Origin of the sequence: Paraburkholderia sp. A1RI-2L, assembly GCF_048957375.1 — a bacterium.
In the GTDB taxonomy this organism is placed as follows: Bacteria; Pseudomonadota; Gammaproteobacteria; order Burkholderiales; family Burkholderiaceae; genus Paraburkholderia.
This window is the reverse complement of sequence record NZ_JARBTA010000001.1, coordinates 1,465,249-1,490,624: the sequence shown is the minus strand read 5'-3', so window position 1 is coordinate 1,490,624 and position 25,376 is coordinate 1,465,249. Positions and strand designations below refer to the sequence as shown.

The following is a 25,376-nucleotide window of genomic DNA, read 5'->3' as shown; positions in this document are numbered from 1 at the left end:
TGCATCGCGGCCAGGTGACGGGCCGCGATGCTTTTTCAATTCGCGCTGCATCGCACTCGTCAAGGGTGTCGTCGCGCGCGAGGTGTAAATGTGGGTTCTTCGATGCAAAGCGAAACGCTATCCCCGTCCAGCAACAGCCAGATATGTTCCAGGGAGCCTATCCTCGGTGGTCACGCGCCGCGCCGCAAGTCGCACGCGGTGCACGTGCGCTGGGGCGGCCAGTTGGTGACGATCGGCGGCGACGCGCCGGTGCGCGTGCAGTCGATGACCAATACCGATACCGCGGATGCGATCGGTACGGCTATCCAGATCAAGGAATTGGCGCAGGCCGGCTCTGAGCTCGTGCGCATCACGGTGAACACGCCGGAAGCCGCCGCGGCCGTGCCGCATGTTCGCGACCAGCTCGATCGTATGGGCGTGACGGTGCCGCTCGTCGGCGACTTCCACTACAACGGCCACTTGCTGCTGCGTGACTATCCGGCGTGCGCCGAGGCGCTCTCGAAGTACCGCATCAACCCGGGCAACGTTGGCCAGGGCGCCAAGCGCGACACGCAGTACGCGCAGATGATCGAAGCCGCCATCAAGTACGACAAGCCGGTGCGTATCGGCGTGAACTGGGGCAGCCTCGACCAGGATCTGCTCGCGCGCATGATGGACGAGAACGCGGCGCGCTCGACGCCGTGGGAAGCGCAGAGCGTGATGTACGAAGCGCTGATCCAGTCGGCCATTGGTTCGGCGGAGCGTGCTGTCGAACTCGGTCTCGGTCGTGACAAGATCATCCTGTCGTGCAAGGTCAGCGGCGTGCAGGACCTGATCGCCGTATACCAGCAACTCGCGAGGCGTTGCGATTTCGCGCTGCACCTCGGCTTGACCGAAGCGGGCATGGGCTCGAAGGGCATCGTCGCGTCGACGGCGGCACTCTCGGTGCTGCTCCAGCAGGGTATCGGCGACACCATCCGCATCTCGCTGACGCCGGAGCCGGGTGCTCCGCGCACGGGCGAAGTCGTGGTCGGACAGGAAATTTTGCAGACCATGGGTCTGCGCTCGTTCACGCCGATGGTCATCGCCTGTCCGGGCTGCGGTCGCACGACCAGCACGTTGTTCCAGGAGCTTGCTTCGCAGATCCAGAATTATCTGCGCGCGCAAATGCCGGTCTGGCGCGCTGAATATCCGGGCGTGGAGACGATGAACGTCGCCGTCATGGGCTGCATCGTGAACGGCCCGGGCGAGTCCAAGCACGCGAACATCGGTATCAGCCTGCCAGGCTCGGGTGAGAATCCCGCAGCGCCGGTCTTCGTCGACGGCGAGAAGGTCAAGACGCTGCGCGGCGAGCATATTGCCGAGGAATTCCAGCAGATCGTGAGCGACTACGTCGTGCGCAAGTACGGCAAGACCGAAGCGACGGCCTGAGCGCCTCGTTTTTCGGATATCGATTCCTGGCGCAACCGAATATCGCCCGAATTTCACTATTCGCAGGCACATACGCAACGCAATGACTGAACAGAAAAGAAAGCTCGAAAAACTGACCGGCGTGAAGGGCATGAACGACATCCTGCCGCAGGACGCAGGGTTGTGGGACTTCTTCGAAACGACCGTGAAGTCCATGCTCCGTTCGTACGGATACCAGAACATCCGCACGCCGATCGTCGAGCATACGCAGCTCTTTACGCGCGGTATCGGCGAAGTGACCGACATCGTCGAAAAGGAGATGTACAGCTTCACCGACGCGCTCAACGGCGAGAACCTCACGCTGCGCCCGGAAAACACGGCTGCGGTCGTGCGCGCGTCGATCGAGCACAATATGCTCTACGACGGCCCGAAGCGTCTGTGGTACGTCGGCCCGATGTTTCGTCACGAGCGTCCGCAGCGCGGCCGTTATCGCCAGTTCCATCAGGTCGGCGTAGAAGCGCTCGGTTTCGCGGGCCCGGATGCGGACGCAGAAATCATTTTGATGTGCCAGCGTCTTTGGGACGACCTCGGCCTGACCGGCATCAAGCTGGAAATCAATTCGCTGGGTCTTGCCGAAGAGCGCGCCGCGCATCGCGTCGAGCTCATCAAGTATCTCGAGCAGCACGTCGATCTGCTCGACGAAGACGGCAAGCGCCGCTTGTATACGAACCCGCTGCGCGTGCTCGACACGAAGAACCCCGCGCTCCAGGAAATCGCAAACAATGCGCCGAAGCTGATCGACTTCCTCGGCGAGCACTCGCGCGCCCACTTCGACGGGCTACAACGTCTGCTCAAGGCGAACAACATTCCGTTCAAGATCAACCCGCGTCTCGTGCGTGGTCTCGATTACTACAATCTGACCGTGTTCGAGTGGGTTACGGACAAGCTCGGCGCGCAGGGCACGGTGGCAGCCGGCGGCCGCTACGATCCGCTGATCGAACAGCTCGGCGGCAAGCCGACGGCCGCGTGCGGCTGGGCAATGGGTGTCGAGCGCATTCTGGAATTGCTCAAGGAAGAAAACCTTGTGCCCGAAGAGGAAGGTTGCGACGTCTACGTCGTGCACCAGGGCGAGGCAGCACGCGAGCAGGCGTTCATCGTGGCCGAGCGGCTGCGTGACACGGGTCTCGATGTCATCCTTCACTGCAGCGCGGACGGTCAGTCGGCGAGCTTCAAGTCGCAGATGAAGCGTGCGGACGCAAGCGGAGCGGCGTTCGCCGTGGTGCTTGGCGAAGACGAAGTGGCCAGGGGCGAAGCGGGCGTGAAGGCGCTGCGCGGTGGCGCCGATGCGGCTCGCAGCGAGCAACAGACGGTAGCACTCGAAGACTTGACCGAATATCTAATCAATGCGATGGTTGCATCCGCCGAAGACGGCGACGACTGATAGGGCCACTTCGGGCAACTTCGGGGCGCGGGGTCTTCACGATCAGGATCGATGCATCCAGCCGGTGCCTGTGGCGCGCCCGGCAGTTGGCTCCAGAATAAACAAGGAATCGCTACGCGATGAGTTACCACGACGAACAGGAATCGATCGAGAGTTTCAAGGCATGGTGGGCGCAGTGGGGCAACGCCACTACGTGGATCGTGCTGATCGTTATGCTCGCGCTCGCCGCGTGGAACGGCTGGAACTTCTGGCAACGCCGCCAGGCCGCTGAGGCCGCGGTGTTGTACGACCAGGTGCAGCAGGCGACCGCTGGCAGTGACAAGGCCATGCTCACACGCATCGCGACTGACATGGAAGACCGCTTCGGCGGCACCGCGTACGCGCAGATGACCGCGCTGGGTGTGGCCAAATCGCTCTATATGGCGGGTGACACCGCGGGAGCGAAAGCTCAATTGCAGTGGGCGGCCGATCATGCGAAGGACGAGGAGTTCCGTCAGGTCGCGAAGATCCGTCTGGCTTCCGTCCTGCTCGACGAGAAGGCTTACGATCAGGGCCTTGCGCTGATTCCGCAACCGGATTCGGGACCGTTCAAGGGTATCGTCGCGGATGGCCGCGGCGACCTGCTCGCGGCAGCGGGCAAGCAGGATGAAGCGCGCGCGGCCTACAAGCTTGCGCTCGACACCCTGCCCAAGAGCGATGCCGCCGAACGCCAGTTGGTCCAGTTCAAGCTTGACGCGCTGGGTGGCTGAGCAAGCTGCGCGTGCCGCCCGTGAATATAAACGCTAAACCATTTCCATTCATGCTTCGTTCACCGATGAATTTGCTGAAACGAACCGTTGTACCTGTCGCCTGTGCGATGACCGTTCTCGCGCTGGCGGCTTGCTCGTCGACGAAAGATGAGCGTCGCGTACCGGTGCCGCTGACCGAGTTCAAGCCGGTGCTGGACGTCCAGCAGGTGTGGAAGGCGAGCGTCGGCAAGGCAGGCCGTTATCTGTTCTCGCCGGTCGCCGTGGGCGATGCGGTGTATGCTGCCGGCGAAAACGGTTCTGTCGCAAAGTTCGACGCGCAGACGGGCAAAGAAGTCTGGAGTACGAAGCTCAAGGACGATATCTCCGCAGGCGTTGGCAGCGATGGCAATCTCACGGCTGTCGGCGGCCTGAAGGGCAACGTCTACGTGCTCGACGCCAATGGCAAGCTCTCGTGGCAAGCCAAGGCGCCGGGCGAGATAATTTCGCCGCCGTTGGTCGGCAATGGTCTCGTGATCGTGCGCACCATCGACGGCCAGATCGTCGCGTTCAACGGCCAGACCGGTGAGCAGAAGTGGGTCTATCGCAACCGTGCGGTGCCGCTCAACCTGCGGGTCTCCGCCGGTATGACTTTCGCGGGCGAGCAGGCTGTGATCGCCGGCTTCCCGGGCGGCTCCTTCGCAGCGATCAACCTGCAAAGTGGCGATGCGTTCTGGGAAACGCCGGTGTCCTATCCGAAGGGTGTGACCGAAGTCGAGCGCATCAATGACGTGAGTGGTCCACCCACGCTCGTTGGCGCGACCACGTGCGCGGTCACGTTCCAGGGCCAGTTGGGCTGCTTCGACGCCAATTCCGGCCGTCCAATGTGGGAGAAGCCGTTCTCGAGCACGAGCGGTATCGCCCAGGGCGACACCGAGGTGGTCGGTGGCGACGACTGGTCGGTCGTGAAGGCATATAACGTCTCGACCGGCGAGCAGGTCTGGAGTACGGACAAGCTTAAGAACCGCGACGTCAGCGTGCCTGCCGTGCTCGGCCACGCAGTCGTGGTTGGCGACTACCAGGGTTACGTGCATTTTCTTTCGCTCGACGACGGCAGCTTCGTCTCGCGCGTGAAGACCGACGGCAGCCCGATCACCGCCGCGCCGGTGCTGGCTGGCAACACGCTCGTCGTGCAAACGAAGGACGGCGACCTGTACGGCCTGCGTCCGCGTTGACCGGACGGGGACGCCCGGCGCGTGCTGCCGGGTGTCGCATCGAGGGGCCGCGCCCGCAGGCAGCGGCCTCTTGTATTTTGTGCTTGCGCATTGCTTTCCTCGAGCCGGTTGGCGGGGATGGGGCGCACCAATGTTGGGCCCCGATGGTCGCCCCCTGTCAGGCAGGGAATCCCGCTCTACGGCACGGCACGTGCCGGAACCCCTAAGGGCTCATCCAGCGGGCGCGCGACCCAATTCGTGATAATTTGCAACTATTGCAGCTCTGCAAGCCTGAACGCAGACGCTTGCCGCGCGATGCGCCGGACGTGCCGACGCCGCGCCTTACCGTAGAAAAGATCAGATGAAACCCGTAATCGCCCTAGTCGGGCGCCCCAATGTGGGGAAATCCACGCTCTTCAACCGGCTCACGCGTTCGCGCGATGCGCTGGTGGCCGATCTGCCCGGCCTCACACGCGACCGCCATTACGGCGAAGGGCGGGTGGGCGATCGCGCCTATCTCGTGGTCGATACCGGCGGCTTCGAGCCGATCGCGAAAGACGGCATCCTGCACGAAATGGCGCGTCAGACGCGCCAGGCGGTGGAGGAAGCAGACATCGTCGTGTTCATCTGTGACGGCCGCAATGGTCTCGCGCCGCAGGACAAGCACATCGCCGATTACCTGCGCAAGACTGGCCGGCCGATCTTTCTCGTGGTCAACAAGGCCGAAGGCATGAAGTACAGCGCCGTAGCGGCCGACTTCTACGAGCTTGGCCTTGGCGACCCGCGCGCGATTTCCGCGGCGCACGGCGACGGCGTAACGGAGATGATCAACGAAGCGCTCGATCAGGCCTATGCGGATCGTCCGGAAGCGGTTGACGAGGACGCCGGCAAGCATGGCATCAAGATCGCGATCGTCGGCCGCCCGAACGTGGGCAAGTCCACGCTCGTGAATACGCTGATTGGCGAAGACCGCGTGATTGCGTTCGACATGCCCGGCACCACGCGCGACTCTATCTATGTGGATTTCGAGCGGGGCGGCAAGAAGTACACCTTGATCGACACTGCGGGTTTGCGTCGCCGCGGCAAGGTATTCGAGGCCATCGAGAAGTTTTCGGTCGTGAAGACGCTACAGTCGATTGCCGATGCCAACGTGGTCATCCTGCTGCTCGATGCGCGCCAGGAAATCTCTGATCAGGACGCGCATATCGCCGGCTTCGTGGTGGAGCAGGGGTGTGCGCTCGTGGTGGGCGTGAACAAGTGGGACGGCATGGACGACCACGCGCGCGAGCGCACCAAGCACCACTTGCAGCGCAAGCTGAAGTTCCTCGACTTCGCGGAAATGCGCTTCATCTCGGCGACCGAAAAATTCGGCATTGGCCCGCTGATGCGCTCGGTGGACGAGGCGTATGCCGCGGCAATGTCCAAGCTTCCGACCCCGCGCCTGACACGCGCGCTCATCGAGGCGGTGGAGTTCCAGCAACCGCGCCGTCGTGGCCCTGTGCGTCCGAAGCTGCGCTATGCGCATCAGGGGGGACAGAACCCACCCATTATCGTGATTCACGGCAATGCACTCGATGCGGTGACTGAGACCTACAAGCGCTACCTGGAGAACCGCTTCCGGGAAACTTTCTCGTTGACCGGGACTCCATTGCGCATAGAGTTTCGCTCTTCGACGAATCCCTACACTGAAAAAAGTTGAGCTGCGTTCGTTACCGCGCGCAAGTGCACTGCTGGGCCTCCTGGCCGGACGGTGTGGAGGGGTGCGGTGGAACGAGAATCAGCTATAGTGTAGCGATTGGCGCCGGATTTCTTTTTCTTCGGCGCCAGTTTAGTTAAACCTGCAAAAAAATACGGAGTTTGCTATGAGCAACAAAGGGCAACTGTTACAAGACCCGTTTCTGAACGCGCTGCGCAAGGAGCACGTGCCTGTTTCGATCTATCTGGTCAACGGCATCAAGCTTCAAGGGAACATTGAATCGTTCGACCAGTACGTCGTGTTGCTCCGTAATACGGTTACGCAAATGGTTTACAAGCACGCCATTTCCACGGTGGTCCCGGCGCGTCCGGTGAACTTCCACCCGGACGCGGAAGCGTCCTGATCCTCGACGCGGCCGGTCCGGAGCGCCCCGCTGGCGCTTGCGGCCCGGCCGCTTTCATTTTGATATCTGCTAATTTGATCAACGCCGCACTCGTCGGCATCGACTTCGGCAAGACCGACTTCGAAGCCAGTCTCGAAGAACTCAGCCTGCTCGCGAAGAGCGCGGGCGCCTCGCCCGCTGTCACGCTTACCGGGCGCCGCTCCAGCCCGGACGCCGCCATGTTCATCGGCAGCGGCAAGGCCGAGGAACTGCGTCTCGCCTGTGAAGCGAACGACATCGAAATCGTCATTTTCAATCACGCGCTTTCGCCTGCCCAGCAGCGTAATCTGGAGCGTGCGTTGAATCGTCGCGTGGTGGATCGCACGAGCCTTATTCTCGACATCTTCGCGCAGCGCGCGCGCAGCCACGAAGGCAAGCTGCAGGTCGAACTCGCGCAGCTTCAATATCTCGCCACGCGCCTCGTGCGCGCATGGACTCACCTTGAGCGCCAGAAGGGCGGTATCGGCCTGCGCGGCCCCGGCGAGACGCAGCTCGAAACGGACCGGCGGCTGATCGGCGAGCGCATCAAGATGCTGCAGGGCAAGCTCGCCAAGCTGCGTCGCCAGCACGGCACGCAGCGGCGTCAGCGCGAGCGCACGCGCACGATGTCGGTTTCGCTGGTCGGTTACACCAACGCGGGCAAGTCCACGCTGTTTAACGCGCTCACCAAGGCGCAGGCTTATGCGGCCGACCAGTTGTTCGCGACGCTCGACACGACGTCGCGGCGCGTGTGGCTTGGCGACGATGTCGGCCAGATCGTGTTGTCGGACACCGTCGGCTTTATTCGTGAATTGCCTCACCAGCTCGTTGCGGCGTTTCGCGCAACGCTGCAGGAAACCGTGCAGGCCGACTTGCTGTTGCACGTGGTGGACGCGTCGAGTTCCGTGCGGCTCGATCAGATCGACCAGGTGAACGAAGTGCTGCACGAGATCGGCGCGGACACGATTCGCCAGGTGCTGGTGTTCAACAAGATCGACGCCGTGCCAGAACTGGCGGCCCGGGGCGGGACGGTCGAGCGGGACGAGTATGGTAATATTTCGCGCGTCTTTTTGAGCGCGCGCACGGGCGTCGGACTGGATGCGCTGCGCGCCGCCATCGCCGAAATCGCGACTGCCGAGCCGCTCGCCCAGCCGTCGCAGTTCCTCGCCGCCGACTGGAGCGCGGCGCCGCACGAACAACCCAGCAGGGAGCCCGAACTCGGCCGCTGAACGCTATCGGAAAGCGCCTCGCGGTGCGTCCGAACGGCGGACTGAAGTGCGCCGACGAGGTATTTCCACGCACATGACCCGCTGTCTACTCTGGTGAACGAACACAGGTGAACGATTACAACAAGCGGACTGGCTGGCAGCGCGCGAGCGCCATTTTCTCGTTGAACGACCCGCGTTGGGGCCGTGGCGAGGGCAATGGCCAGCGCACCGACGACGCACGGCGCCCGTCGGGCAATAACGGCAACAACGGCGGCGGCAAGGGTGACGGCCCCCCCGATCTCGACGAAATGTGGCGCGATTTCAATCGCCGGTTGTCGACGCTCTTCGGCAAGAAGGGCAACAAGGGGCCGGGCGGGCTCGGGCCTCGACCGGACAACGGCCGCAATGCGCGCATCGGCGTGGGTATCGTGCTTGGCGTGCTGATCGCCATTTATGTGGGCAGCGGTGTGTTCGTCGTCCAGGAAGGGCAGGCTGGCGTCGTGCTGCAGTTGGGTCAGTATCGCCACACGGTCGGTCAGGGCGTGCACTGGCGTTTCCCGTTCCCGTTCCAGTCGCAGGAAATCGTGAATGTCGGCCAGATCCGCAGTGTCGAGATCGGTCGTAATAATCTCGTGCGTCCGTCGAATGTGAAGGACGCCTCGGTGCTTACGCACGATGGCGATATTCTCGATGTGCGTTTCACCGTGCAGTACCAGGTCAAGCAGCCTACAGATTACCTGTTCCATAGCGCCGACCCCGACCTTGCCGTGAGCCAGGCCGCGCAGGCCGCCGTGCGCACCGTGGTGGGCGCGCGTAGCACCCACGATCTGCTCTATGCGGACCGTGAACCGATTCGCGCGCAGCTTGCCGATTCGATCCAGCATGCGCTGGACGTCTACAAGACCGGGCTTGGCGTGGTCGGCGTGACGATTCAGGGCGTTTCGGCGCCCGATCGCGTGCAGGCCGCCTTCGACGACGAGACGAAGGCGCGCCAGGAAAGCGAGCGCGCGAAACGTGATGCGCAGGCCTACGCCGATCAGTTGCTGCCGCGCGCGCAAACCGAGGGGGCGCGTGTGATCGAAGACGCCAAGGCCTACAGCGACCGCGTGGTGGCGAAGGCGCAGGGCGACGCGCAGCGCTTTAACAGCGTCTACGATCAATACGCGAAAGCGCCGGCCGTGATTCGGGAGCGCATGTATCTGGACACCATGCAGCACATCTACTCGAATACGACGAAGGTGTTCGTCGACAGCAAGTCAGGCAATAACGTGATCTATCTGCCGCTCGACAAGATCGTCGACGCGACGCGTCAGCGCGCTGCGGCTGCAACGGGCGCTCCTGGCACGGACGCCGCGCCGGCGAGCGGTGCATCGGATGCAGCGAGCGCCGCAGCCGCGCCTGCGGCAAGCAGCGACGCGCAGCCGGGCGCGCAGCAAAGCGCGCAGCCGCAAAGCACGCAGCAAGGTGCACAGCAGGGCGCGCAATCCGCGCCGCGGAGCGCGGCACCGGCGCCGTCTGCGAGCGAAGCGGCCCAGGCGGCCAGCGATGCTTTCCGTTCGCGCGACGCGCTGCGTTCGCGCGGCCGCGAAGACGATGTGCAATAACGGAGCGCCGACATGAACAAGATCATTGCGTTCGTCGTCGCCTTCGTGGTGGTGGTGCTAGTGGCGTCGTCGGCGGTGTTCGTCGTCGATCCGCGCCATGTTGCGGTGGTATCCGCCTCGGGCGGCGCCAATGCGACGCTCGCGGGCCCTGGCCTGCACGTGAAGCTGCCGCCGCCGTTTCAGACCGCCACGCTCATCGACACGCGTATCCAGGCGTTCGATGCGCCCGATGCTGACCGTTACACGATGGCGGACAAAACCGAGCTGCTCGTGAACCCGGTCGTGCGTTACCGCGTGGCCGATCCGCTCAAGCTTTTCGCGGCCACCAAGGGCGACCCGCAGACCCTCGCGGACCGGCTCGCGCCGCTTTCGCGCGATGCGCTGTCGAGCGCGTTCTCGAAGGTCGATTTGAGCGAAGCCCTTGCACAGCAGGAGGCGATCGCCAACGGCGCGCGCGACGCCCTCAAGGTGGCTGCGGCGCCGCTCGGCATCGATGTGATCGACATCGAGCTCACGCGCATCGACTATCCGGCGGAGCTTGCCGAGGTGGTCTACAAGCGCATGAGCGCCACGCGCGAGCAGGCCGCCGCCGAGCAGCGCGCGAAGGGCGCTGCCGAGGCGCAGAAGATCAAGGACGCAGCTGAGCGCCAGCAGCAGGCCGCGCTGGCCGATGCGAACAGCCAGGCGCAGGCCATCAAGGGCGAAGGTGACGGCAAGGCTGCCGCAATCGCCGCGCAGGCGTATGGCCGCGATCCGGACTTCTATCGCTTCTATCAAAGCATGCAGGCGTACCGCGAAAGCTTCAAACCGGGCGACGTTGTCGTGGTCGACTCCTCGAGTGACTTCTTCCGCTTCATGCGCAGTCCGAACGGAGAGGCGCAGTCGGCTCCCGCTGCTGCTGCGCCGCGCAAACATTAAACAAACGAGACACGGGCGCCGCGCACTTGCGCGGCGCGTTTTTTCGCATGAACATAGCTGGTTCCCTGTTGCTCGCGATCGCGTTGATGCTGATTATCGAGGGCATGTTCCCGTTCGTCTTTCCGGCGGCCTGGCGCGACACGTTTCGTAGAATTGCGGAACGGCCGCCGCATCACATCCGGATCGGCGGGCTGATCGTGATGGGGCTCGGACTCGTGTTGCTGTTGCTCGCTACTTGAATTCAAGGCTCATGCCTCGCGGCATGCGCCGTTTCTATCGTTCGGCCCGCGCATCAGGCGCGCGTGCGCGCTCAGGCCCCGCGGCTGGCGCGTTCCGCCGCCGCGTGGCCCTTATCGCTGTAGTTGTAGGATTGATTCGATGTCGACCTGGTTACTTCCCGAGAATATCGCCGACGTGCTGCCTTCCGAGGCACGCAAGATCGAAGTGCTGCGCCGCAGCCTGCTGGACCGCTTTCGCGCCTATGGCTACGAGATGGTCATGCCGCCGCTGCTCGAGTATCTCGAGTCGCTGCTGGTGGGCAGCGGGCGCGATCTGAACCTGCGCACCTTCAAGCTCGTCGATCAACTGTCGGGCCGCACGCTCGGACTGCGCGCGGACATGACGCCGCAGGTTGCGCGTATCGACGCGCATTTGCTGAACCGCCAGGGCGTGACGCGCCTGTGCTACGCAGGCAACGTGCTGCACACGCGCCCGCGCGGCCTGCACGCCACGCGCGAGCAGATTCAGATCGGCGCGGAAATCTATGGCCATGCGGGCCTGGAGGCCGACCTCGAAATCCAGCAATTGATGCTCGACGCGCTGCGCCTCGCGGGCCTCGCGAAGGTGCGCCTCGATCTTTCGCACGCGGGCGTGCTCGCGGCGATCTTCGAAGCCGATCCCGCCGCCGCGGCGCTCGGCGATGCTTTGTATGAAGCGCTGGCTGGCAAGGACGTGCCGCATCTGGCGGAGCTCACCGCCGCTCTGCAGCCCGTGTCGCGCGACGCGCTGCGCGCGCTGCCGTCGCTGTACGGCGACGCCAGCGTGATCGACGAGGCGCGCAAGCGCTTGCCGGCGCTGCCCGGCATTGCGCGCGCGCTCGACGACCTCGCGTTCCTCATGGGCGAGATCGAGGGTGCGGAACTGATGATCGATCTCGCCGATCTGGGCGGCTACGCGTATCACAGCGGCGTAATGTTCTCTGCCTACGTAGACGGCGTGCCCAACGCGGTCGCGCGCGGCGGGCGTTACGACAAGGTGGGCGAGGCGTATGGCCGCGCCCGCGCGGCGACGGGTTTTTCGCTGGATCTGCGTGAAGTGGCGCGTATTTCGCCGGTCGAGGCACGCAGCACCGCGGTGCTCGCGCCGTGGGCCCACGGCGAGTCGCTGCGTGCCGCGGTCGTGGCGCTGCGCGATGCCGGCGAGGTCGTGATCCAGGCACTTCCGGGCCACGAGCACGACATGGACGAATTCGCCTGCGACCGCGTGCTCGTCGAGCGCAACGGCGCGTGGGTGGTCGAGGCGCGCGCCTGAGTCGCAGCCAGGGAGCCGGGACGGCACGCGGTCTGCACGCATGCCGTTGAGCGCAAAAGGAAATCCTGGGAATTTTGGGAAAAAATGGCGGCCTTGCCGCCGAACCCAGGTAGAATACGTTTTTAACCAGCTAACGAAACACCATGTCTGCCAGCGCAGTGAATGTAACCCCGGGGCGCAATGTCGTCGTCGTGGGCACCCAATGGGGCGATGAAGGCAAGGGCAAGATCGTCGACTGGCTGACGGACCACGCGCAAGGCGTGGTGCGTTTCCAGGGCGGCCACAATGCCGGTCACACTCTCATCATCGGCGGCAAGAAGACCATTCTCCGGCTGATCCCCTCGGGCATCATGCGCGCCGGCGTCGCCTGCTACATCGGCAACGGCGTGGTGCTCTCGCCCGAAGCCCTGTTCAAGGAAATCGGCGAACTCGAAGAAGCGGGCATCGACGTCCAGAAGCGCCTCTTCATCTCCGAAGCCACCACGCTCATCCTGCCGTATCACGTCGCCATCGACCAGGCGCGGGAAGCCAAGCGCGGAGCCGCGAAGATCGGCACGACCGGCCGGGGCATCGGCCCGGCTTACGAAGACAAGGTGGCGCGCCGCGGCTTGCGCGTGCAGGACCTGTTCGAGCCGGAAGTCTTTGCCGAGCGCCTGCGTGAGAACCTCGACTATCACAACTTCGTGCTCACCCAATACCTGGGTGCGCCCGCGGTCGATTTCCAGCAGACCCTCGACACGATGCTCTCGTATGCCGAGCGTCTGAAGCCGATGGTCACGGACGTTTCGCGTCGCCTTTACGACGTGAACTGCCAGGGCGGCAACCTGCTGTTCGAAGGCGCGCAAGGCACGCTGCTCGACATCGATCACGGCACCTATCCGTACGTCACGTCGAGCAACTGCGTTGCCGGTGCGGCGTCGGCGGGCGCGGGCGTGGGCCCGCAGCAGCTCAACTACATCCTCGGCATCACCAAGGCGTACTGCACGCGCGTCGGCGCGGGCCCGTTCCCGAGCGAACTGTACGATGCCGATAACGCTGACCGTCAGGAAGAAGTCGGCCTCACGCTCGCGAAGGTGGGCAAGGAATTCGGTTCGGTCACGGGCCGCCCGCGCCGCACCGGTTGGCTCGACGCCGCCGCGCTGCGCCGCTCGATCCAGATCAACGGCGTGACGGGCCTGTGCATTACCAAGCTCGACGTACTCGACGGCCTCGACGAAGTGAAGCTGTGTGTGGGCTACAAGGTCGACGGCAGGGATGTCGATATTCTGCCGCGCGGGGCGTCGCAAGTGGCCGCATGCGAGCCGGTCTACGAAACGTTCGAAGGCTGGAAGGAAAGCACCATCGGCATCACGCAATGGGATGCCCTGCCCAAGAGCGCGCGGGCGTATCTGTCGCGTGTGCAGGAAGTGGCGGGCGTTCCGGTCGACATGGTCTCCACGGGCCCCGATCGCGACGAAACGATCCTGCTGCGTCATCCGTTCAAGGCGTAAAGACGCAGAAATAAGCAGAAACAAGGTAGATGCAAAAATGATTCAGATGATGGACCCGCGCAACGACGAAAAGAATCTGTGGGTCGGCTGGGATGAGTATCACCGGCTGATCGAGCTGCTCGCGCTTTCGGTACACGATTCGCGCTGGAAGTTCGACCAGATCCTGTGTCTTGCTCGGGGCGGCTTGCGCGTGGGCGACCAGCTCTCGCGCATTTACGACTTGCCGCTCGCGATCCTGGCGACGAGTTCGTACCGCGAAGCGGCGGGCACACAGCAAGGCGATCTCGACATCGCGCAGTACATCACGATGACGCGTGGCGAGCTTTCGGGCAACGTGCTGCTCGTCGACGACCTCGTCGACTCGGGCGTCACGCTTGCGCGTGTGCAGGAGCATCTCAAGGAACGCTACCCGGCCGTGACCGGTGTGCGTTCGGCGGTGCTCTGGTACAAGGGCTGCTCGAAGGTGAAGCCCGACTACTTCGTTCAGCATTTGCCGACTAATCCCTGGATTCATCAGCCGTTCGAGGAGTGGGATACGGTGCGCCCCCACAATCTCGGCGCATGGATCAAGCGTGGTCTGCAGCAGGCCCAGCAGGATGCGCAGAAGTAAGCGTCTGTAAGCCGCTGACATTACCGCGATACCCGTCCGGAACGGAGCCTTTCAGGCTCCGTTTTTTTATGCGTCGCGCGCTTTTCGCGCTATTGCCGTACGCACAGGCCAACCACGATACACGACCCGGTTGGCGCAGCTGGGGGCCATGCTAAACTCCCGCGGGACAGGCAGGCGTCGCGGGGTCACAACGATCACTCGGGTTTCGTCCGCAGCCAGTTTAGAATAGCGCTCGTTTTTTCCGCCTCAAACGGATTTCCGCGTATATGACAACTAGCACGCACGTGGCAAAGCAGCCGCTACCGACACTCGCAGTAGCGGCTATCGGCGTGGTGTTCGGCGACATCGGCACGAGTCCGCTGTATGCGCTCAAAGAAGCGTTCAGCCCGGCCCACGGCATTCCGCTTAACAACACCTCCATCCTCGGCGTGATCTCGCTGCTGTTCTGGGCGATCATCATCGTCGTCAGCGTCAAGTACGTGCTCTTCGTGATGCGGGCCGACAACAACGGCGAAGGCGGCGTGCTCGCGCTCATGGCGCTCGCCATGCGCTCGTTCGACCGCAAGAGCAAGTCCGCGGTGGTGCTGACGGCGCTGGGCATCTTCGGTGCGTGCATGTTCTACGGCGACGCCGTGATTACGCCCGCCATCTCGGTGATGTCGGCGGTCGAAGGTCTCGAGATTGCGGCGCCCAAGCTCTCGCATCTCGTGCTGCCGCTCACGATGGTGATCCTCATTGCGCTGTTCTGGATCCAGCGGCACGGCACTTCGCTGGTAGGGCGCCTGTTCGGGCCAATCATGGTGCTCTGGTTCGTGACCATCGGCGTCCTCGGCGTTTCGCGCATCGTTCATGCGCCTGGCGTGATCGCCGCGCTTAATCCGTATTACGCGGTCACGTTCATGGGCGCGCACCTGCTGCAGGCCTATGTGGTGTTGGGCTCGGTCGTGCTGGTGTTGACCGGCGCCGAAGCGCTCTACGCCGATATGGGCCACTTCGGCGCCAAGCCGATTCGCTACGCGTGGTACGGGCTCGTGATGCCCTCGCTCGTGCTCAACTATTTCGGCCAGGGCGCGCTCCTGATGCAGGACCATCGCGCAATCGAAAATCCGTTCTTCCTGCTTGCGCCGGAATGGGCGCTGCTGCCGCTCGTGGTGCTGTCGACGGTGGCGACCGTGATTGCGTCGCAGGCCGTGATTTCGGGCGCGTACTCGCTTACGAGTCAGGCGATTCTGCTCGGCTACGTGCCGCGCATGAAGGTGCTGCATACGTCCGATCTCGCCATCGGCCAGATCTATGTGCCGGTCGTGAACTGGATGTTGCTCGTCATCATTCTGTGCATTGTCGTGGGCTTCAAGAGCTCCGATAACCTCGCTGCCGCGTATGGCATTGCCGTGACGGCAACCATGGTCATCACCACCATGCTCGCGAGTGTCGTGATGGTGAAGGTTTGGAAATGGAACGTCTGGCTCGTGACGTTCATCATTGCGTGTTTCATGATCGTCGACCTCGGCTTCTTCGGCGCGAACCTGCTGAAGGTCGAGGAGGGCGGCTGGCTGCCGCTCAGCATCGGCGCGCTGCTGTTCTTCCTGCTGATGACGTGGTTCAAGGGACGCATGATCGTCAAGGAGCGCACTGCCGCCGACGGTATTCCGCTGATGCCATTCCTGCAGGGGCTGCTCGCGCATCCGCCGCATCGCGTGTCCGGCACGGCCATTTATCTCACGGGCAGCGACACGCTCGTGCCGGTGAGCCTGCTGCACAACCTCAAGCACAACAAGGTGCTGCACGAGCGCACGATCTTCCTGACGTTCCGGATTCGCGACATTCCTTATGTTGCCGACTCGGAGCGCGTGCAGATCAAAGATATCGGCGGTGGCTTGTATCTCGTGAAGGCCGACTACGGTTTCAATGAAACGCCGGACGTGAAGGCGGTGCTCGAAGAGATAGGCCGCAGAGAGAGCACGTCGTTCGAGATGATGGATACGTCGTTCTTCCTGGCGCGTGAAACGGTCGTGCCCACGCAGTTGCCGGGCATGTCGATATTCCGCGAGCGCGTGTTTGCGTGGATGCATCAGAACGCCGCGAAGCCGACCGACTTCTTCAGCATTCCCGCCAACCGCGTGGTTGAACTGGGGACGAAGATCGAGATTTAAAGTTTCGATCGTTGATCGTTGCGTGAACAACAAAAAAGGCACCGCTGCGGTGCCTTTTTTTCGTTACCTGTTGCGAAGCGCGGCGCGGGGCTTCGCAGTTCCCGCGCCATCCCGCGCTGGCGCGTTAGCGCTTGAGTTTCGCGAAGGCCGCCGCCATTGCGCCTGCTGGTTCCGCGTCGCGCGAGCGCTGGCCGCCGCGGTTCGCATCGCCGCCGCGCTGATTGCGGTTTCCGCCATTGCTGCCGGCGCCGCTGCGTTGCGCAGCGCTTGCCGGATCGTCGTCCATGCGCATCGTGAGCGCGATGCGCTGGCGCTTCACATCGACGTCGAGCACCTTCACCTTCACGACCTGGCCCGCCTTCACAACTTCGTGCGGGTCCTTGATGAACTTCGTCGACATGGCCGAGACGTGCACGAGGCCGTCCTGATGCACGCCCACGTCGATGAACGCGCCGAACGCCGCCACGTTGGTCACGACGCCTTCGAGCACCATGCCTGGCACGAGGTCGGACACCTTTTCGACGCCTTCACGGAAGGTCGCCGTCTTGAACTCGGGGCGCGGATCACGGCCCGGCTTTTCGAGTTCCGAGAGGATATCGCGCACGGTCGGCAGACCGAAGCGCTCATTGACGAACTCGGCCGGCGAGAGACCCGAGAGCGCCTCGCGGCTACCGAGCACGTCGCCGATAGTGCGCTTGATCTTCGCGAGCATGCGCTCGACGACGGGATACGCTTCCGGGTGCACCGACGAGCGGTCGAGCGGATTCTCGCCGCCGTTGATGCGCAAAAAGCCCGCGGCCTGCTCGAAGGTTTTGTCGCCCAGACGCGGCACCTTCTTCAGATGATCGCGCGAGGGGAAGGGGCCGTTGGCGTCGCGGTAATCGACGATATTGCGCGCGAGCGTCGCGTTCAGACCCGACACGCGCGCAAGCAGCGCCACCGATGCGGTATTGGCGTCGACACCCACGGCGTTCACGCAGTCTTCGACCACGGCGTCGAGCGAGCGCGCCAGCTCGCGCTGGTTCACGTCGTGCTGGTACTGGCCCACGCCGATCGCTTTGGGCTCGATCTTCACGAGCTCGGCGAGCGGATCTTGCAGACGCCGCGCGATCGACACCGCGCCACGCAGCGAGACGTCGAGCTCGGGGAATTCCTTCGCTGCCAGTTCGGACGCCGAATAGACCGAGGCGCCGGCCTCGGAGACCACGATCTTTTGCAGCTTGAGTTCGGGATGCTTCGAGATCAGTTCGCTCGCGAGCTTGTCGGTCTCGCGCGAGGCCGTGCCGTTGCCGATGCTGATGAGCTCGGCCTGCGTTTGCGCGGCGATGCGCGCGAGCTTCGCGAGCGAGCCGTCCCAGTCCCGGCGCGGCTCGTGCGGATAGATCGTATCGGTGGCGAGCAGCTTGCCCGTGCGGTCGACGACGGCGACCTTCACACCGGTGCGCAGGCCCGGATCGAGGCCGATCACGGCCTTCGGGCCGGCGGGCGCGGCGAGCAGCAAGTCCTTGAGGTTACGCGCGAACACGCGGATCGCTTCGGTTTCGGCCTGCTCGCGCAGGTTCGTGAGCAGCTCGTTTTCGATGTGCGGCTGCACCTTCACACGCCAGCACCAGCGGCAGACGTCGGAGAGCCATTTGTCGGCAGGACGGGCTTGGTTGGCGATGCCGAAGTGACGCGCGATCATCGCTTCGCCGGGATGCGGCACCTGCGCGTCGAGCTCGCCGCCGAGGCCGAGCTTGACCATCAGCACGCCGGCGTTGCGGCCGCGAAAGAGGGCGAGCGCGCGGTGCGACGGCACCGTCTTGATCGTTTCCGAGTACTCGTAGTAGTCGCGGAACTTCTCGCCTTCCTCGTTTTCCTTGCCCTCGACCACGCTCGAAATCACGACGCCCTGGTTGTACAGCCAGTCGCGCAGCTTGCCGAGCAACTCGGCCGTTTCGCCGAACTGCTCCGAGAGGATGTCGCGCGCGCCGTCGAGCGCGGCCTTCACGTCGGCGACGCCCTTTTCGGCGTCCACGTACTGCGCGGCTTCCGTTTGCGGGTCGAGCAGCGGATTGGCGAGCAGCGCGTCGGCGAGCGGCTGCAGGCCGGCTTCGCGCGCGATCTGCGCACGCGTGCGGCGCTTGGGCTTGTACGGCAGGTAGAGGTCTTCGAGCACCTGCTTGCTGTCGGCGGCCTCGATGGCGGTGCGCAGCTCGTCAGTGAGCTTGCCCTGTTCTTCGATGCTCGCGAGGATCGCGGCACGGCGGTCTTCGAGTTCGCGCAGATACAGCAGCCGTTCCTCGAGCGTGCGCAGTTGCGTATCGTCGAGATTGCCCGTGACTTCTTTGCGGTAACGGGCGATGAACGGAACGGTCGCTCCTTCGTCGAGAAGCTGGACGGCGGCCGCCACCTGACGCGGTTGAACGGTCAGTTCGCTGGCGATACGCTGGACGATCTTGAGTGCTACGGTTTCCGTCATAGAGTCTGGATATTCCTGCGAGGATCGGTTTGCGGTCCCGGGTTCGTATTCCTGGGTTTGCGGCCGGATAGGCGGGCGGCGACGTCAAGCGAGCGAGCGCCCGCCGGCTGGCGGAGCGGGGCATTTTGCCATAAATGGCGGGGCGCTCAACTCGGGGGGTGTTAGAATTTCAGGCATGTTCCGTTGCCCTCAGAAGACGTTGATCCCATCCCGTTTGACACAAATCCAGCCCGACGCGCGCGAACGCGCAGCATGGCGGACCACCGCCCGAGCGGCGGCCTGCGCTGTCGCATTGCTGGCGACGGCGAGCGTTCCGGCCCTCGCGCAAGAAGTGACGGCCAGCGGCGCGCAAGACACGCGCCCGGTCGAAGTCGGCGGACCGATCGATGGCGCGGGTGCGGCGTCGGCAGTGGAATCGGCGCACGCGCCGGGTGCGGCGTTGGGGGCTGCTCCGGGTGCAGCGGCGGTGGCCACGGGCGCAACGGCTCCGGATGCCGCCGCGAGCAATGGCTTCGCCGAGCGGCAGAAGGTTCTTGACCGGCGTACTGCGGAAAACAATTACCAGTACGCCGTCGCGCAGCACAATTGCTACGACACGTTTTTCGTGAACCACTGTCTCGGCACGGCGCGTGATGCGATGCGCGTCGTGCAGGCGGATATCCGCCGCGAGCAGTTGACGCTCGACGAAGAGCAGCGCGCAGACAATGCGCGCCGACGCGACGAGCAGGCCGCGTTGCAGCGGGCGAAGGACCAGGCCGACGCGCCACAACGCGCTGCGAATGAGGCAGCGAGTGCGCAGGCCTATGAAGACAAGCAGCGTCAGCACGCGCTCGCTCAGGCGCAGCGTCAGGCAGAAGCGCCGCAACGTGCCGCGAACGAGCAGGCGTTTCAGGAGAAGCAGCGCCAGCACGCGGTGCAGCAGGCACAGCGCGAGGGCGGGCAGGCTCAGTCGCAACGTGCGGCCAACCAGGCCGCATACGACAAGAAACAGTCGGATTATCAGAAGCAACTGGACGAAGCTCGCCGCGAAGGCCAGCAGAAGGCGCAAGAGCGTGCCAAGAAAGCTGAGCGCTTCCAGCAGAAGCAGGAAGAGGCGGCGAAGCATAAGGCTGATGTGGAAGCACGTCAGAAGCAGGCGGCCGAGAAGGCGCAGCAGCAACAGCAACAAAAACCGCAGGGCCAGTAGAACTGAACGGCCTCCAGCGGTACCAGGCAGCACCCCGCTTTTTCAGCCGGACAGCAACCTCAGGCGTGCGACCTTTCGCACGGCGTGCGCCGATCATGACGAGGAGGCGAGCATGCGCGAGCATCGTGAAGTCAAGGGCGAGGTCCTTCGTGACCGCATTCTGCAACTGGAATCGGAACACGACGATCTCGACCGTCTGATCGAGAGGATGTGCGAGACATCGGACTACGATGATCTCGAATTGCAGAAGCTGAAGAGGCGCAAGCTCAAGCTGAAGGACAACATCATCCTGCTGCAACTGCAGCTGGAACCCGATTCAACAAAGACCTCGAACGGGCACGCCTGATTCCGGGTCCTGGCAGGCGCCGGGGCGCGGCTGTAGTCGGGCCGCGCTCCGAGGACCGAGCAGGAACCGCTTGCCTTGAATTCAACGACCGTTTCCCGATCCCGTCCCGCGCGCGACGGCGGCGCGCAGGAGGGGGACGCATGCGCCACCCATTCATCATCGACTGCACCTGCATTGAGCGCGCGCCGCGGCGCCGAGCTCGAAGAGCTCTTCGCCGCCAATGGGTTGCTCGCACGCGAGATCGATGGCTATCGCCCGCGCGCCGCGCAGATCGAGATGGCGCGCGCCGTGGCCGCAGCGATGGAAGCCGCTGCCCAAGCCTTGCCGGAACCGGCGATGTTCGAGGCGCAGTCGCGTCCCGCACGGCGTCTCGAGCGTGGTGCACCGGTCCCCGCGCAGGATCGTGCCGAAGATGCCGCGCGTGCAGCCACCGAGTCTGGCGACAACACGCTGATCGTCGAAGCGGGGACCGGCACCGGCAAGACCTACGCCTATCTCGTGCCGGCCATGCTGTGGGGCGGCAAGGTAATCGTCTCGACGGGCACCAAGCACTTGCAGGACCAGCTATTCGCTCGCGATATTCCAACGGTGCGTGACGCGCTCGCCGTGCCCGTGAGCGTGGCTATGCTCAAGGGCCGCTCGAATTATCTGTGCCACTACTATCTGCAGCGCACGGCCGACAATGGCCGCTTGCCGTCGCGCCAGGAAACGGCGTATCTGCAGGAGATCATCCGTTTCGCGAAGATTACGCGTTCGGGAGATAAGGCCGAGCTCGCGAGCGTGCCGGAAACGGCCGCGGTCTGGTCGATGGTCACCTCCACGCGCGACAACTGCCTGGGTCAGGAGTGCCCGAACTACAAGGACTGCTTCGTAATGCAGGCGCGCCGCGAGGCACAGCAGGCCGACATCGTTGTCGTGAATCACCATCTGTTCTTCGCCGACATCATGCTGCGCGACACGGGCATGGCCGAGCTGCTGCCGAGCGCCAACACGATTATCTTCGACGAGGCGCACCAACTGCCCGAAACCGCCACGTTGTTTTTCGGCGAGACGCTTTCGACTGCGCAGTTTCTCGAACTCGCGCGCGATTGCGTGGCTGAAGGCCTGAGCCATGCGCGCGATGCGGTGGAGTGGGTGAAGCTCGGGGCGGCGCTCGAACGCGCGGCGCGCGATGTGCGGCTCGCATTCAAGGAAGATTCGCTGCGCGTGTCGATCACGCAGTTGCCGGAGGATCATCCGCTCTTCGACGCGCTCGATGCCTTGCAAACCGAGCTCGACGCGCTCGCTGCTGCACTTGCGGGGCAAGCTGAGCGTGCAGAATCGCTGGGGGCGTGCCTGCGCCGCGCGCGCGAACTCCAGGGCGTGCTGGCCGGGTGGGTAGCTCCAGCCGCGTCCGGTGACGCGTCGTCGCGCGTCGCGCAGGCTGCCAGCGGTGCTGACCAGCCCGACGCTCCAGGTGACGCCGCAAGCGAGTCCAGCGCCGACGATGAAAAGGTCCGCTGGGTCGAAGTGTTCTCGCACACGGTCCAGTTGCACGAGACGCCGCTTTCGGTGGCGCCCATTTTCGCGAAGCAGCGTGCGGGTGTGCCGCGCACGTGGATCTTTACGTCGGCGACGCTTTCCGTGCGCGGCGACTTCACGCACTACGCGGCGCAGATGGGCCTGAGCTCGCGGCGCTCGATGACGTTGCCGAGCCCGTTCGATTATCCGCAGCAGGGTTTGCTGTACGTGCCGCGCAATATGCCGCAGCCGTCGTCGCCGCAATTCACCGACGCGGTATTCGACGCCGCGCTACCCGCCATCGAAGCGTCGGGGGGCGGGGTTTTCATGTTGTGCACGACCTTGCGCGCCGTCGACAAGATCGCCGGGAAGCTGCGCGACACGATCGTGGCACGTGGCTGGAATACGCCATTGCTGGTGCAGGGCGATGCGAGCCGTACTGAATTGCTCGAACGCTTTCGCGCGTATGGCAATGCGATCCTGGTGGGCAGTCAGAGCTTTTGGGAAGGTGTCGATGTGCGGGGCGATGCGCTGTCGCTCGTCGTCATCGACAAGCTGCCGTTCGCGCCGCCCGACGATCCTGTGCTGGCCGCACGCCTCGACGCGCTGGCGAAGAAGGGCTTGAGCCCATTCGCCGTTCATCAACTGCCGCAGGCCGTCATCACGCTCAAGCAGGGCGCCGGGCGCCTGATTCGTGCGGAGACCGATCGCGGCGTGTTGATGATCTGCGACACGCGCCTCGTGGACAAGCCTTATGGGCGGCGCATCTGGCAAAGCTTGCCGCCGTTCAAGCGCACGCGCGAGATCGAGGTCGTGCGGGCTTTCTTCACGGGCGAGGAAGAGCAGGGCGCTCAATGACGCTGCCGAGCGCGCGTCGTGTAATTTCCGCTTGCATATGCGCAACGGTCGTTACATGCGTTGCGCATACGTCTGTGTGCTGAAATGACGTTAAGTGATCGAGAAGATACAAACAAAAAGGCCACGAACCTGGGTTCGTGGCCTTTTTGTTTGCCCGCCGCGCATCTGACGAGGCCATCAGACTGCACGGCGGTTCGCTTCGAGGCTCGCTGAAGCCGGAGCTTCGGGCGAGCATCTCGCGAATGCAGCTTACTGGCTTGCGCCCGAAGCCGGAGCAGCAGCGCCAGCGTCCGAAGCAGCAGCGGTAGCCGAAGCAGCAGCGTCGCTCGCAGCAGCCGTAGCGTCGCTCGCAGCAGCGGCGCCCGAAGCAGCAGCGGCTGCGTCCGAAGCGGCAGCAGCCGGTGCCGAAGCAGCAGCAGCATCGCTAGCCGGCGCAGCAGCTTGGTCGCTGCTCTTGTTGCACGCAGCCAGTGCAACAGCTGCCAGCAGGGATGCTACGAGGAGGGATTTCTTCATGATCACGTCCTTTTATGGTTAAAGGTAAGCAACAGCGCAAAATAATACCGGTAATGTGCCCCAACACCGACCTGAGCCGCTGGTGGAGATGCACTGCAAGAGCGTGAATCTTCCCTACGGCCTGGGCGGAAATTATAGGCACTTTCGTATCGACCGTCGACAAATCCGGGGACAATACGTTGTCTTTCTCATACAAGCACTATATTAGTACGGTATAACAGTCCGAAGCGCTTACGCAAGCACCCCGAGCCGTAACCAGCCCGCACAATACCATTCGTGTAGCAACGATGTCACACACGAATCGTGTGAGAGTGTTACAAAGCGTTTCCCATCCAGAAAGCGGTTGTCGGCCAATGCCGGCAGCCATTTTCTCACTTCTTTGAGCAAGTACTGCTCCCCGTTCAGGTAATACGACCGCGCATCGTAAAGCAGGATTGTCCTGCGGTCGAGTCTTATCCCATTTTTCGCGGCGCGCGCAACAAAACGCGCTTCGTCCAGCGGTTTCTCGGGAGCGTCGAATACCACATTCGATTTCGGTTCCGAAAGCCAGGAGCCGACGAACGAAGATACATCCGCACCGTCCCATCTCACTTTAGCAAGCACGGCCGAGACGCGCTCCACAAGTGCCGGGGGCAGTTGTGCCGCATGCAACACCGCTGGCTGGTCAGGGTCGCGGTAGAGCGTAGGGTTGCCTGCGCTGCTGTTCGCATCTTTGTGTTTGCCCGAATTCCGGCCAGCGGCGCCGTTTGCGCCGCGCTCGGCCAGCCAGTAGAGAAACTGGCTCGTGAGTTCCGTCGTGGAAGGCGAACGAAAGCCGATCGAGCAGGTCATGCATTCGCCCTCGGCCACGCCGTCGTGCGCGATGTGCGGTGGCAAGTACAGCATGTCGCCCGGCTCCAGCACCCATTCCTCTTCGGGTTCGAAATTCGCGAGGATCTTGAGCGGCAGCCCTTCCTGCAGCGACAGGTCGCGCTGTGCGCCGATGCGCCAGCGCCGCTTGCCATGCACCTGCAGGAGAAACACATCGTACGAATCGAAATGCGGGCCGACACCGCCGCCGTCGGAGGCGTACGAGATCATCAGGTCGTCGAGGCGGGCGTCGGGTGCAAAGCGAAAGCGTTCGAGCAGCGCCCGCGCGCGGTCGTCGTGCAGGTCCGCGCCTTGCACGAGCAAGGTCCATTGACGCGTCTTCGGTGTCGGCAGTTCGTCGGCGGCGAACGGGCCATGCTCGAGCGCCCAGCGCTTGCGAAAATGCGTGATGAGGCGGGATTCGACGTCGTCCTGGTCGGCCAGCGCGAAGAGTTCGTCGCGCGAGAGCGGCGCGGCGATGCCGGGTATCGCCTGGCGGATCAACAATGGCTTTTTCTGCCAGTATTTCTTCATGAACTGCGCCGGACTCAGGCCGCCAAGCAGTGGCGTGGGCGTATCGGGCGCGGGACATGCCAGGGAGGAGGGGGCGCGTCGCTTGCAGGCGTCCTCCGGGTGGTCTGGGGACCGCTTGGGCATCGTATAATGTGGTCTGTAATCTGGAGGATCGAATGAAAATTGCAAAGGACACCGTCGTGTCGGTCGCTTACAAGCTATCGGATGCGCAGGGCAATCTGATCGAGGAAAGCGACGAGCCGATGGTCTATCTGCATGGCGGCTATGATGGCACGTTCCCCAAGATCGAGGAAGTGCTGGACGGCAAGGAGCCGGGCTTCGAGACCCAGATCCAGCTTGAGCCTTCCGACGCTTTCGGCGAGTACGATCCCGAACTCGTCAAGATCGAGCCGCGCAACCGCTTCCCGGAACCGCTCGAAGTGGGCATGCAGTTCGAAGGCACGCCCGAAGAGGGCGACGATGATCTCGACACGCTCATCTACACCGTCACCGACGTTGCAGAGGACAAGGTCGTGCTCGACGGCAATCACCCGCTAGCGGGCATGGCGCTGCGCTTCGCGCTGTCGGTCAAGGAAGTGCGTCAGGCGACCGAGGATGAGATCGAGCACGAACATGCGCATGGCGCGGACGGTCTCGAAATCGCCGATGAGGACGATGACGAAGACGGCGACGAAGCCGCCTCCAAGCCCACCCTGCATTGACCGGGCAACGCGCCGGTAGTGACCGT

At 63.7% G+C, this 25,376-nt stretch carries 21 protein-coding genes; 18 read left to right on the top strand and 3 right to left on the bottom strand.

Annotated features, from left to right (window positions below; translation table 11 throughout):
- Positions 1–102: 102 nt before the first annotated feature.
- The 14 genes from ispG to PWP93_RS06895 all read left to right on the top strand — a co-directional run bounded on the left by ispG (position 103) and on the right by PWP93_RS06895 (position 16,399).
- Positions 103–1,410: a flavodoxin-dependent (E)-4-hydroxy-3-methylbut-2-enyl-diphosphate synthase gene (gene ispG / locus PWP93_RS06960; RefSeq protein ID WP_421043925.1), complete on the top strand. Its 1,308-nt coding sequence runs from the start codon at positions 103–105 to the stop codon at positions 1,408–1,410.
- Between the two features lie 82 nt (positions 1,411–1,492).
- Positions 1,493–2,830: a histidine--tRNA ligase gene (gene hisS, locus PWP93_RS06955; RefSeq protein ID WP_421043924.1), complete on the top strand. Its 1,338-nt coding sequence runs from the start codon at positions 1,493–1,495 to the stop codon at positions 2,828–2,830.
- Positions 2,831–2,949: 119 nt separating this feature from the next.
- Positions 2,950–3,579 (top strand): tetratricopeptide repeat protein, encoded by a 630-nt coding sequence (locus PWP93_RS06950; RefSeq protein ID WP_421023741.1) that lies wholly within the window; start codon positions 2,950–2,952, stop codon positions 3,577–3,579.
- 65 nt (positions 3,580–3,644) lie between these two features.
- A complete protein-coding gene (bamB, locus tag PWP93_RS06945; RefSeq protein ID WP_213296173.1) occupies positions 3,645–4,790 on the top strand; it encodes an outer membrane protein assembly factor BamB in 1,146 nt (381 codons plus the stop codon).
- A gap of 340 nt (positions 4,791–5,130) precedes the next feature.
- Positions 5,131–6,468 (top strand): ribosome biogenesis GTPase Der, encoded by a 1,338-nt coding sequence (gene der, locus PWP93_RS06940; protein ID WP_421043923.1) that lies wholly within the window; start codon positions 5,131–5,133, stop codon positions 6,466–6,468.
- A 163-nt stretch (positions 6,469–6,631) separates the two neighbouring features.
- Entirely contained in the window at positions 6,632–6,868 is a 237-nt protein-coding gene (gene hfq / locus PWP93_RS06935) for an RNA chaperone Hfq (RefSeq protein WP_028210028.1), read from the top strand.
- Positions 6,869–6,942: 74 nt separating this feature from the next.
- The gene (gene hflX, locus PWP93_RS06930) at positions 6,943–8,115 is read left to right on the top strand and encodes a GTPase HflX (RefSeq protein ID WP_421043922.1); all 1,173 of its coding nucleotides are present in this window, start codon (positions 6,943–6,945) and stop codon (positions 8,113–8,115) included.
- Between the two features lie 107 nt (positions 8,116–8,222).
- On the top strand, positions 8,223–9,698 hold the full coding sequence (gene hflK / locus PWP93_RS06925; protein WP_421043921.1) for an FtsH protease activity modulator HflK: 1,476 nt from the start codon (positions 8,223–8,225) through the stop codon (positions 9,696–9,698).
- Positions 9,699–9,710: 12 nt separating this feature from the next.
- Positions 9,711–10,616, top strand: a complete 906-nt coding sequence (gene hflC, locus PWP93_RS06920; RefSeq protein ID WP_421043920.1) for a protease modulator HflC — start codon at positions 9,711–9,713, stop codon at positions 10,614–10,616.
- Positions 10,617–10,663: 47 nt separating this feature from the next.
- Complete coding sequence (locus PWP93_RS06915; protein ID WP_035535019.1) at positions 10,664–10,855, top strand: DUF2065 domain-containing protein; 192 nt, start codon at positions 10,664–10,666, stop codon at positions 10,853–10,855.
- Between the two features lie 139 nt (positions 10,856–10,994).
- Positions 10,995–12,146 carry an ATP phosphoribosyltransferase regulatory subunit gene (locus PWP93_RS06910; protein ID WP_421043919.1) on the top strand — a complete coding sequence of 384 codons (1,152 nt, stop codon included), beginning with the start codon at positions 10,995–10,997 and terminating at the stop codon, positions 12,144–12,146.
- Between the two features lie 143 nt (positions 12,147–12,289).
- The gene (locus PWP93_RS06905) at positions 12,290–13,636 is read left to right on the top strand and encodes an adenylosuccinate synthase (RefSeq protein ID WP_421043918.1); all 1,347 of its coding nucleotides are present in this window, start codon (positions 12,290–12,292) and stop codon (positions 13,634–13,636) included.
- A 37-nt stretch (positions 13,637–13,673) separates the two neighbouring features.
- Positions 13,674–14,246: a phosphoribosyltransferase gene (locus PWP93_RS06900; RefSeq protein WP_413189228.1), complete on the top strand. Its 573-nt coding sequence runs from the start codon at positions 13,674–13,676 to the stop codon at positions 14,244–14,246.
- 266 nt (positions 14,247–14,512) lie between these two features.
- Positions 14,513–16,399 (top strand): potassium transporter Kup, encoded by a 1,887-nt coding sequence (locus PWP93_RS06895; RefSeq protein ID WP_421043917.1) that lies wholly within the window; start codon positions 14,513–14,515, stop codon positions 16,397–16,399.
- A 124-nt stretch (positions 16,400–16,523) separates the two neighbouring features.
- Here PWP93_RS06895 and PWP93_RS06890 read toward each other — a convergent pair whose 3' ends face one another.
- Positions 16,524–18,860 (bottom strand): Tex family protein, encoded by a 2,337-nt coding sequence (locus PWP93_RS06890; RefSeq protein ID WP_421043916.1) that lies wholly within the window; start codon positions 18,858–18,860, stop codon positions 16,524–16,526.
- 214 nt (positions 18,861–19,074) lie between these two features.
- On the opposite strand from PWP93_RS06890, the gene PWP93_RS06885 reads away from it, so the two are divergent.
- The 3 genes from PWP93_RS06885 (at position 19,075) to PWP93_RS06875 (ending at position 22,750) form a co-directional block, all read left to right on the top strand.
- The gene (locus PWP93_RS06885) at positions 19,075–20,046 is read left to right on the top strand and encodes a colicin transporter (RefSeq protein WP_421043915.1); all 972 of its coding nucleotides are present in this window, start codon (positions 19,075–19,077) and stop codon (positions 20,044–20,046) included.
- A gap of 112 nt (positions 20,047–20,158) precedes the next feature.
- Positions 20,159–20,392: a DUF465 domain-containing protein gene (locus PWP93_RS06880; RefSeq protein ID WP_035531989.1), complete on the top strand. Its 234-nt coding sequence runs from the start codon at positions 20,159–20,161 to the stop codon at positions 20,390–20,392.
- Positions 20,393–20,467: 75 nt separating this feature from the next.
- Positions 20,468–22,750, top strand: a complete 2,283-nt coding sequence (locus PWP93_RS06875) for an ATP-dependent DNA helicase (protein WP_421043914.1) — start codon at positions 20,468–20,470, stop codon at positions 22,748–22,750.
- A gap of 249 nt (positions 22,751–22,999) precedes the next feature.
- On the opposite strand, the gene PWP93_RS06870 is transcribed toward PWP93_RS06875, so the two are convergent.
- Both PWP93_RS06870 and PWP93_RS06865 read right to left on the bottom strand, forming a co-directional pair.
- Positions 23,000–23,266, bottom strand: a complete 267-nt coding sequence (locus tag PWP93_RS06870; RefSeq protein WP_421043913.1) for a hypothetical protein — start codon at positions 23,264–23,266, stop codon at positions 23,000–23,002.
- A gap of 231 nt (positions 23,267–23,497) precedes the next feature.
- Positions 23,498–24,772, bottom strand: coding sequence for a JmjC domain-containing protein (locus tag PWP93_RS06865; RefSeq protein WP_421043912.1), 1,275 nt, complete (start codon positions 24,770–24,772; stop codon positions 23,498–23,500).
- 32 nt (positions 24,773–24,804) lie between these two features.
- Here PWP93_RS06865 and PWP93_RS06860 point away from each other — a divergent pair, with 32 nt between their 5' ends.
- Positions 24,805–25,350 carry an FKBP-type peptidyl-prolyl cis-trans isomerase gene (locus PWP93_RS06860; protein ID WP_421043911.1) on the top strand — a complete coding sequence of 182 codons (546 nt, stop codon included), beginning with the start codon at positions 24,805–24,807 and terminating at the stop codon, positions 25,348–25,350.
- Positions 25,351–25,376: the final 26 nt, after the last annotated feature.

Bases quoted from the DNA above. Each gene is read 5' to 3' on its own strand.
- ispG (WP_421043925.1), top strand. From the start codon at position 103: ATGCAAAGCGAAACGCTATCCCCGTCCAGCAACAGCCAGATATGTTCC.
- hisS (WP_421043924.1), top strand. From the start codon at position 1,493: ATGACTGAACAGAAAAGAAAGCTCGAAAAACTGACCGGCGTGAAGGGC.
- PWP93_RS06950 (WP_421023741.1), top strand. From the start codon at position 2,950: ATGAGTTACCACGACGAACAGGAATCGATCGAGAGTTTCAAGGCATGG.
- bamB (WP_213296173.1), top strand. From the start codon at position 3,645: ATGAATTTGCTGAAACGAACCGTTGTACCTGTCGCCTGTGCGATGACC.
- der (WP_421043923.1), top strand. From the start codon at position 5,131: ATGAAACCCGTAATCGCCCTAGTCGGGCGCCCCAATGTGGGGAAATCC.
- hfq (WP_028210028.1), top strand. From the start codon at position 6,632: ATGAGCAACAAAGGGCAACTGTTACAAGACCCGTTTCTGAACGCGCTG.
- hflC (WP_421043920.1), top strand. From the start codon at position 9,711: ATGAACAAGATCATTGCGTTCGTCGTCGCCTTCGTGGTGGTGGTGCTA.
- PWP93_RS06915 (WP_035535019.1), top strand. From the start codon at position 10,664: ATGAACATAGCTGGTTCCCTGTTGCTCGCGATCGCGTTGATGCTGATT.
- PWP93_RS06910 (WP_421043919.1), top strand. From the start codon at position 10,995: ATGTCGACCTGGTTACTTCCCGAGAATATCGCCGACGTGCTGCCTTCC.
- PWP93_RS06905 (WP_421043918.1), top strand. From the start codon at position 12,290: ATGTCTGCCAGCGCAGTGAATGTAACCCCGGGGCGCAATGTCGTCGTC.
- PWP93_RS06900 (WP_413189228.1), top strand. From the start codon at position 13,674: ATGATTCAGATGATGGACCCGCGCAACGACGAAAAGAATCTGTGGGTC.
- PWP93_RS06895 (WP_421043917.1), top strand. From the start codon at position 14,513: ATGACAACTAGCACGCACGTGGCAAAGCAGCCGCTACCGACACTCGCA.
- PWP93_RS06890 (WP_421043916.1), bottom strand. From the start codon at position 18,860: ATGACGGAAACCGTAGCACTCAAGATCGTCCAGCGTATCGCCAGCGAA.
- PWP93_RS06880 (WP_035531989.1), top strand. From the start codon at position 20,159: ATGCGCGAGCATCGTGAAGTCAAGGGCGAGGTCCTTCGTGACCGCATT.
- PWP93_RS06870 (WP_421043913.1), bottom strand. From the start codon at position 23,266: ATGAAGAAATCCCTCCTCGTAGCATCCCTGCTGGCAGCTGTTGCACTG.
- PWP93_RS06865 (WP_421043912.1), bottom strand. From the start codon at position 24,772: ATGCCCAAGCGGTCCCCAGACCACCCGGAGGACGCCTGCAAGCGACGC.
- PWP93_RS06860 (WP_421043911.1), top strand. From the start codon at position 24,805: ATGAAAATTGCAAAGGACACCGTCGTGTCGGTCGCTTACAAGCTATCG.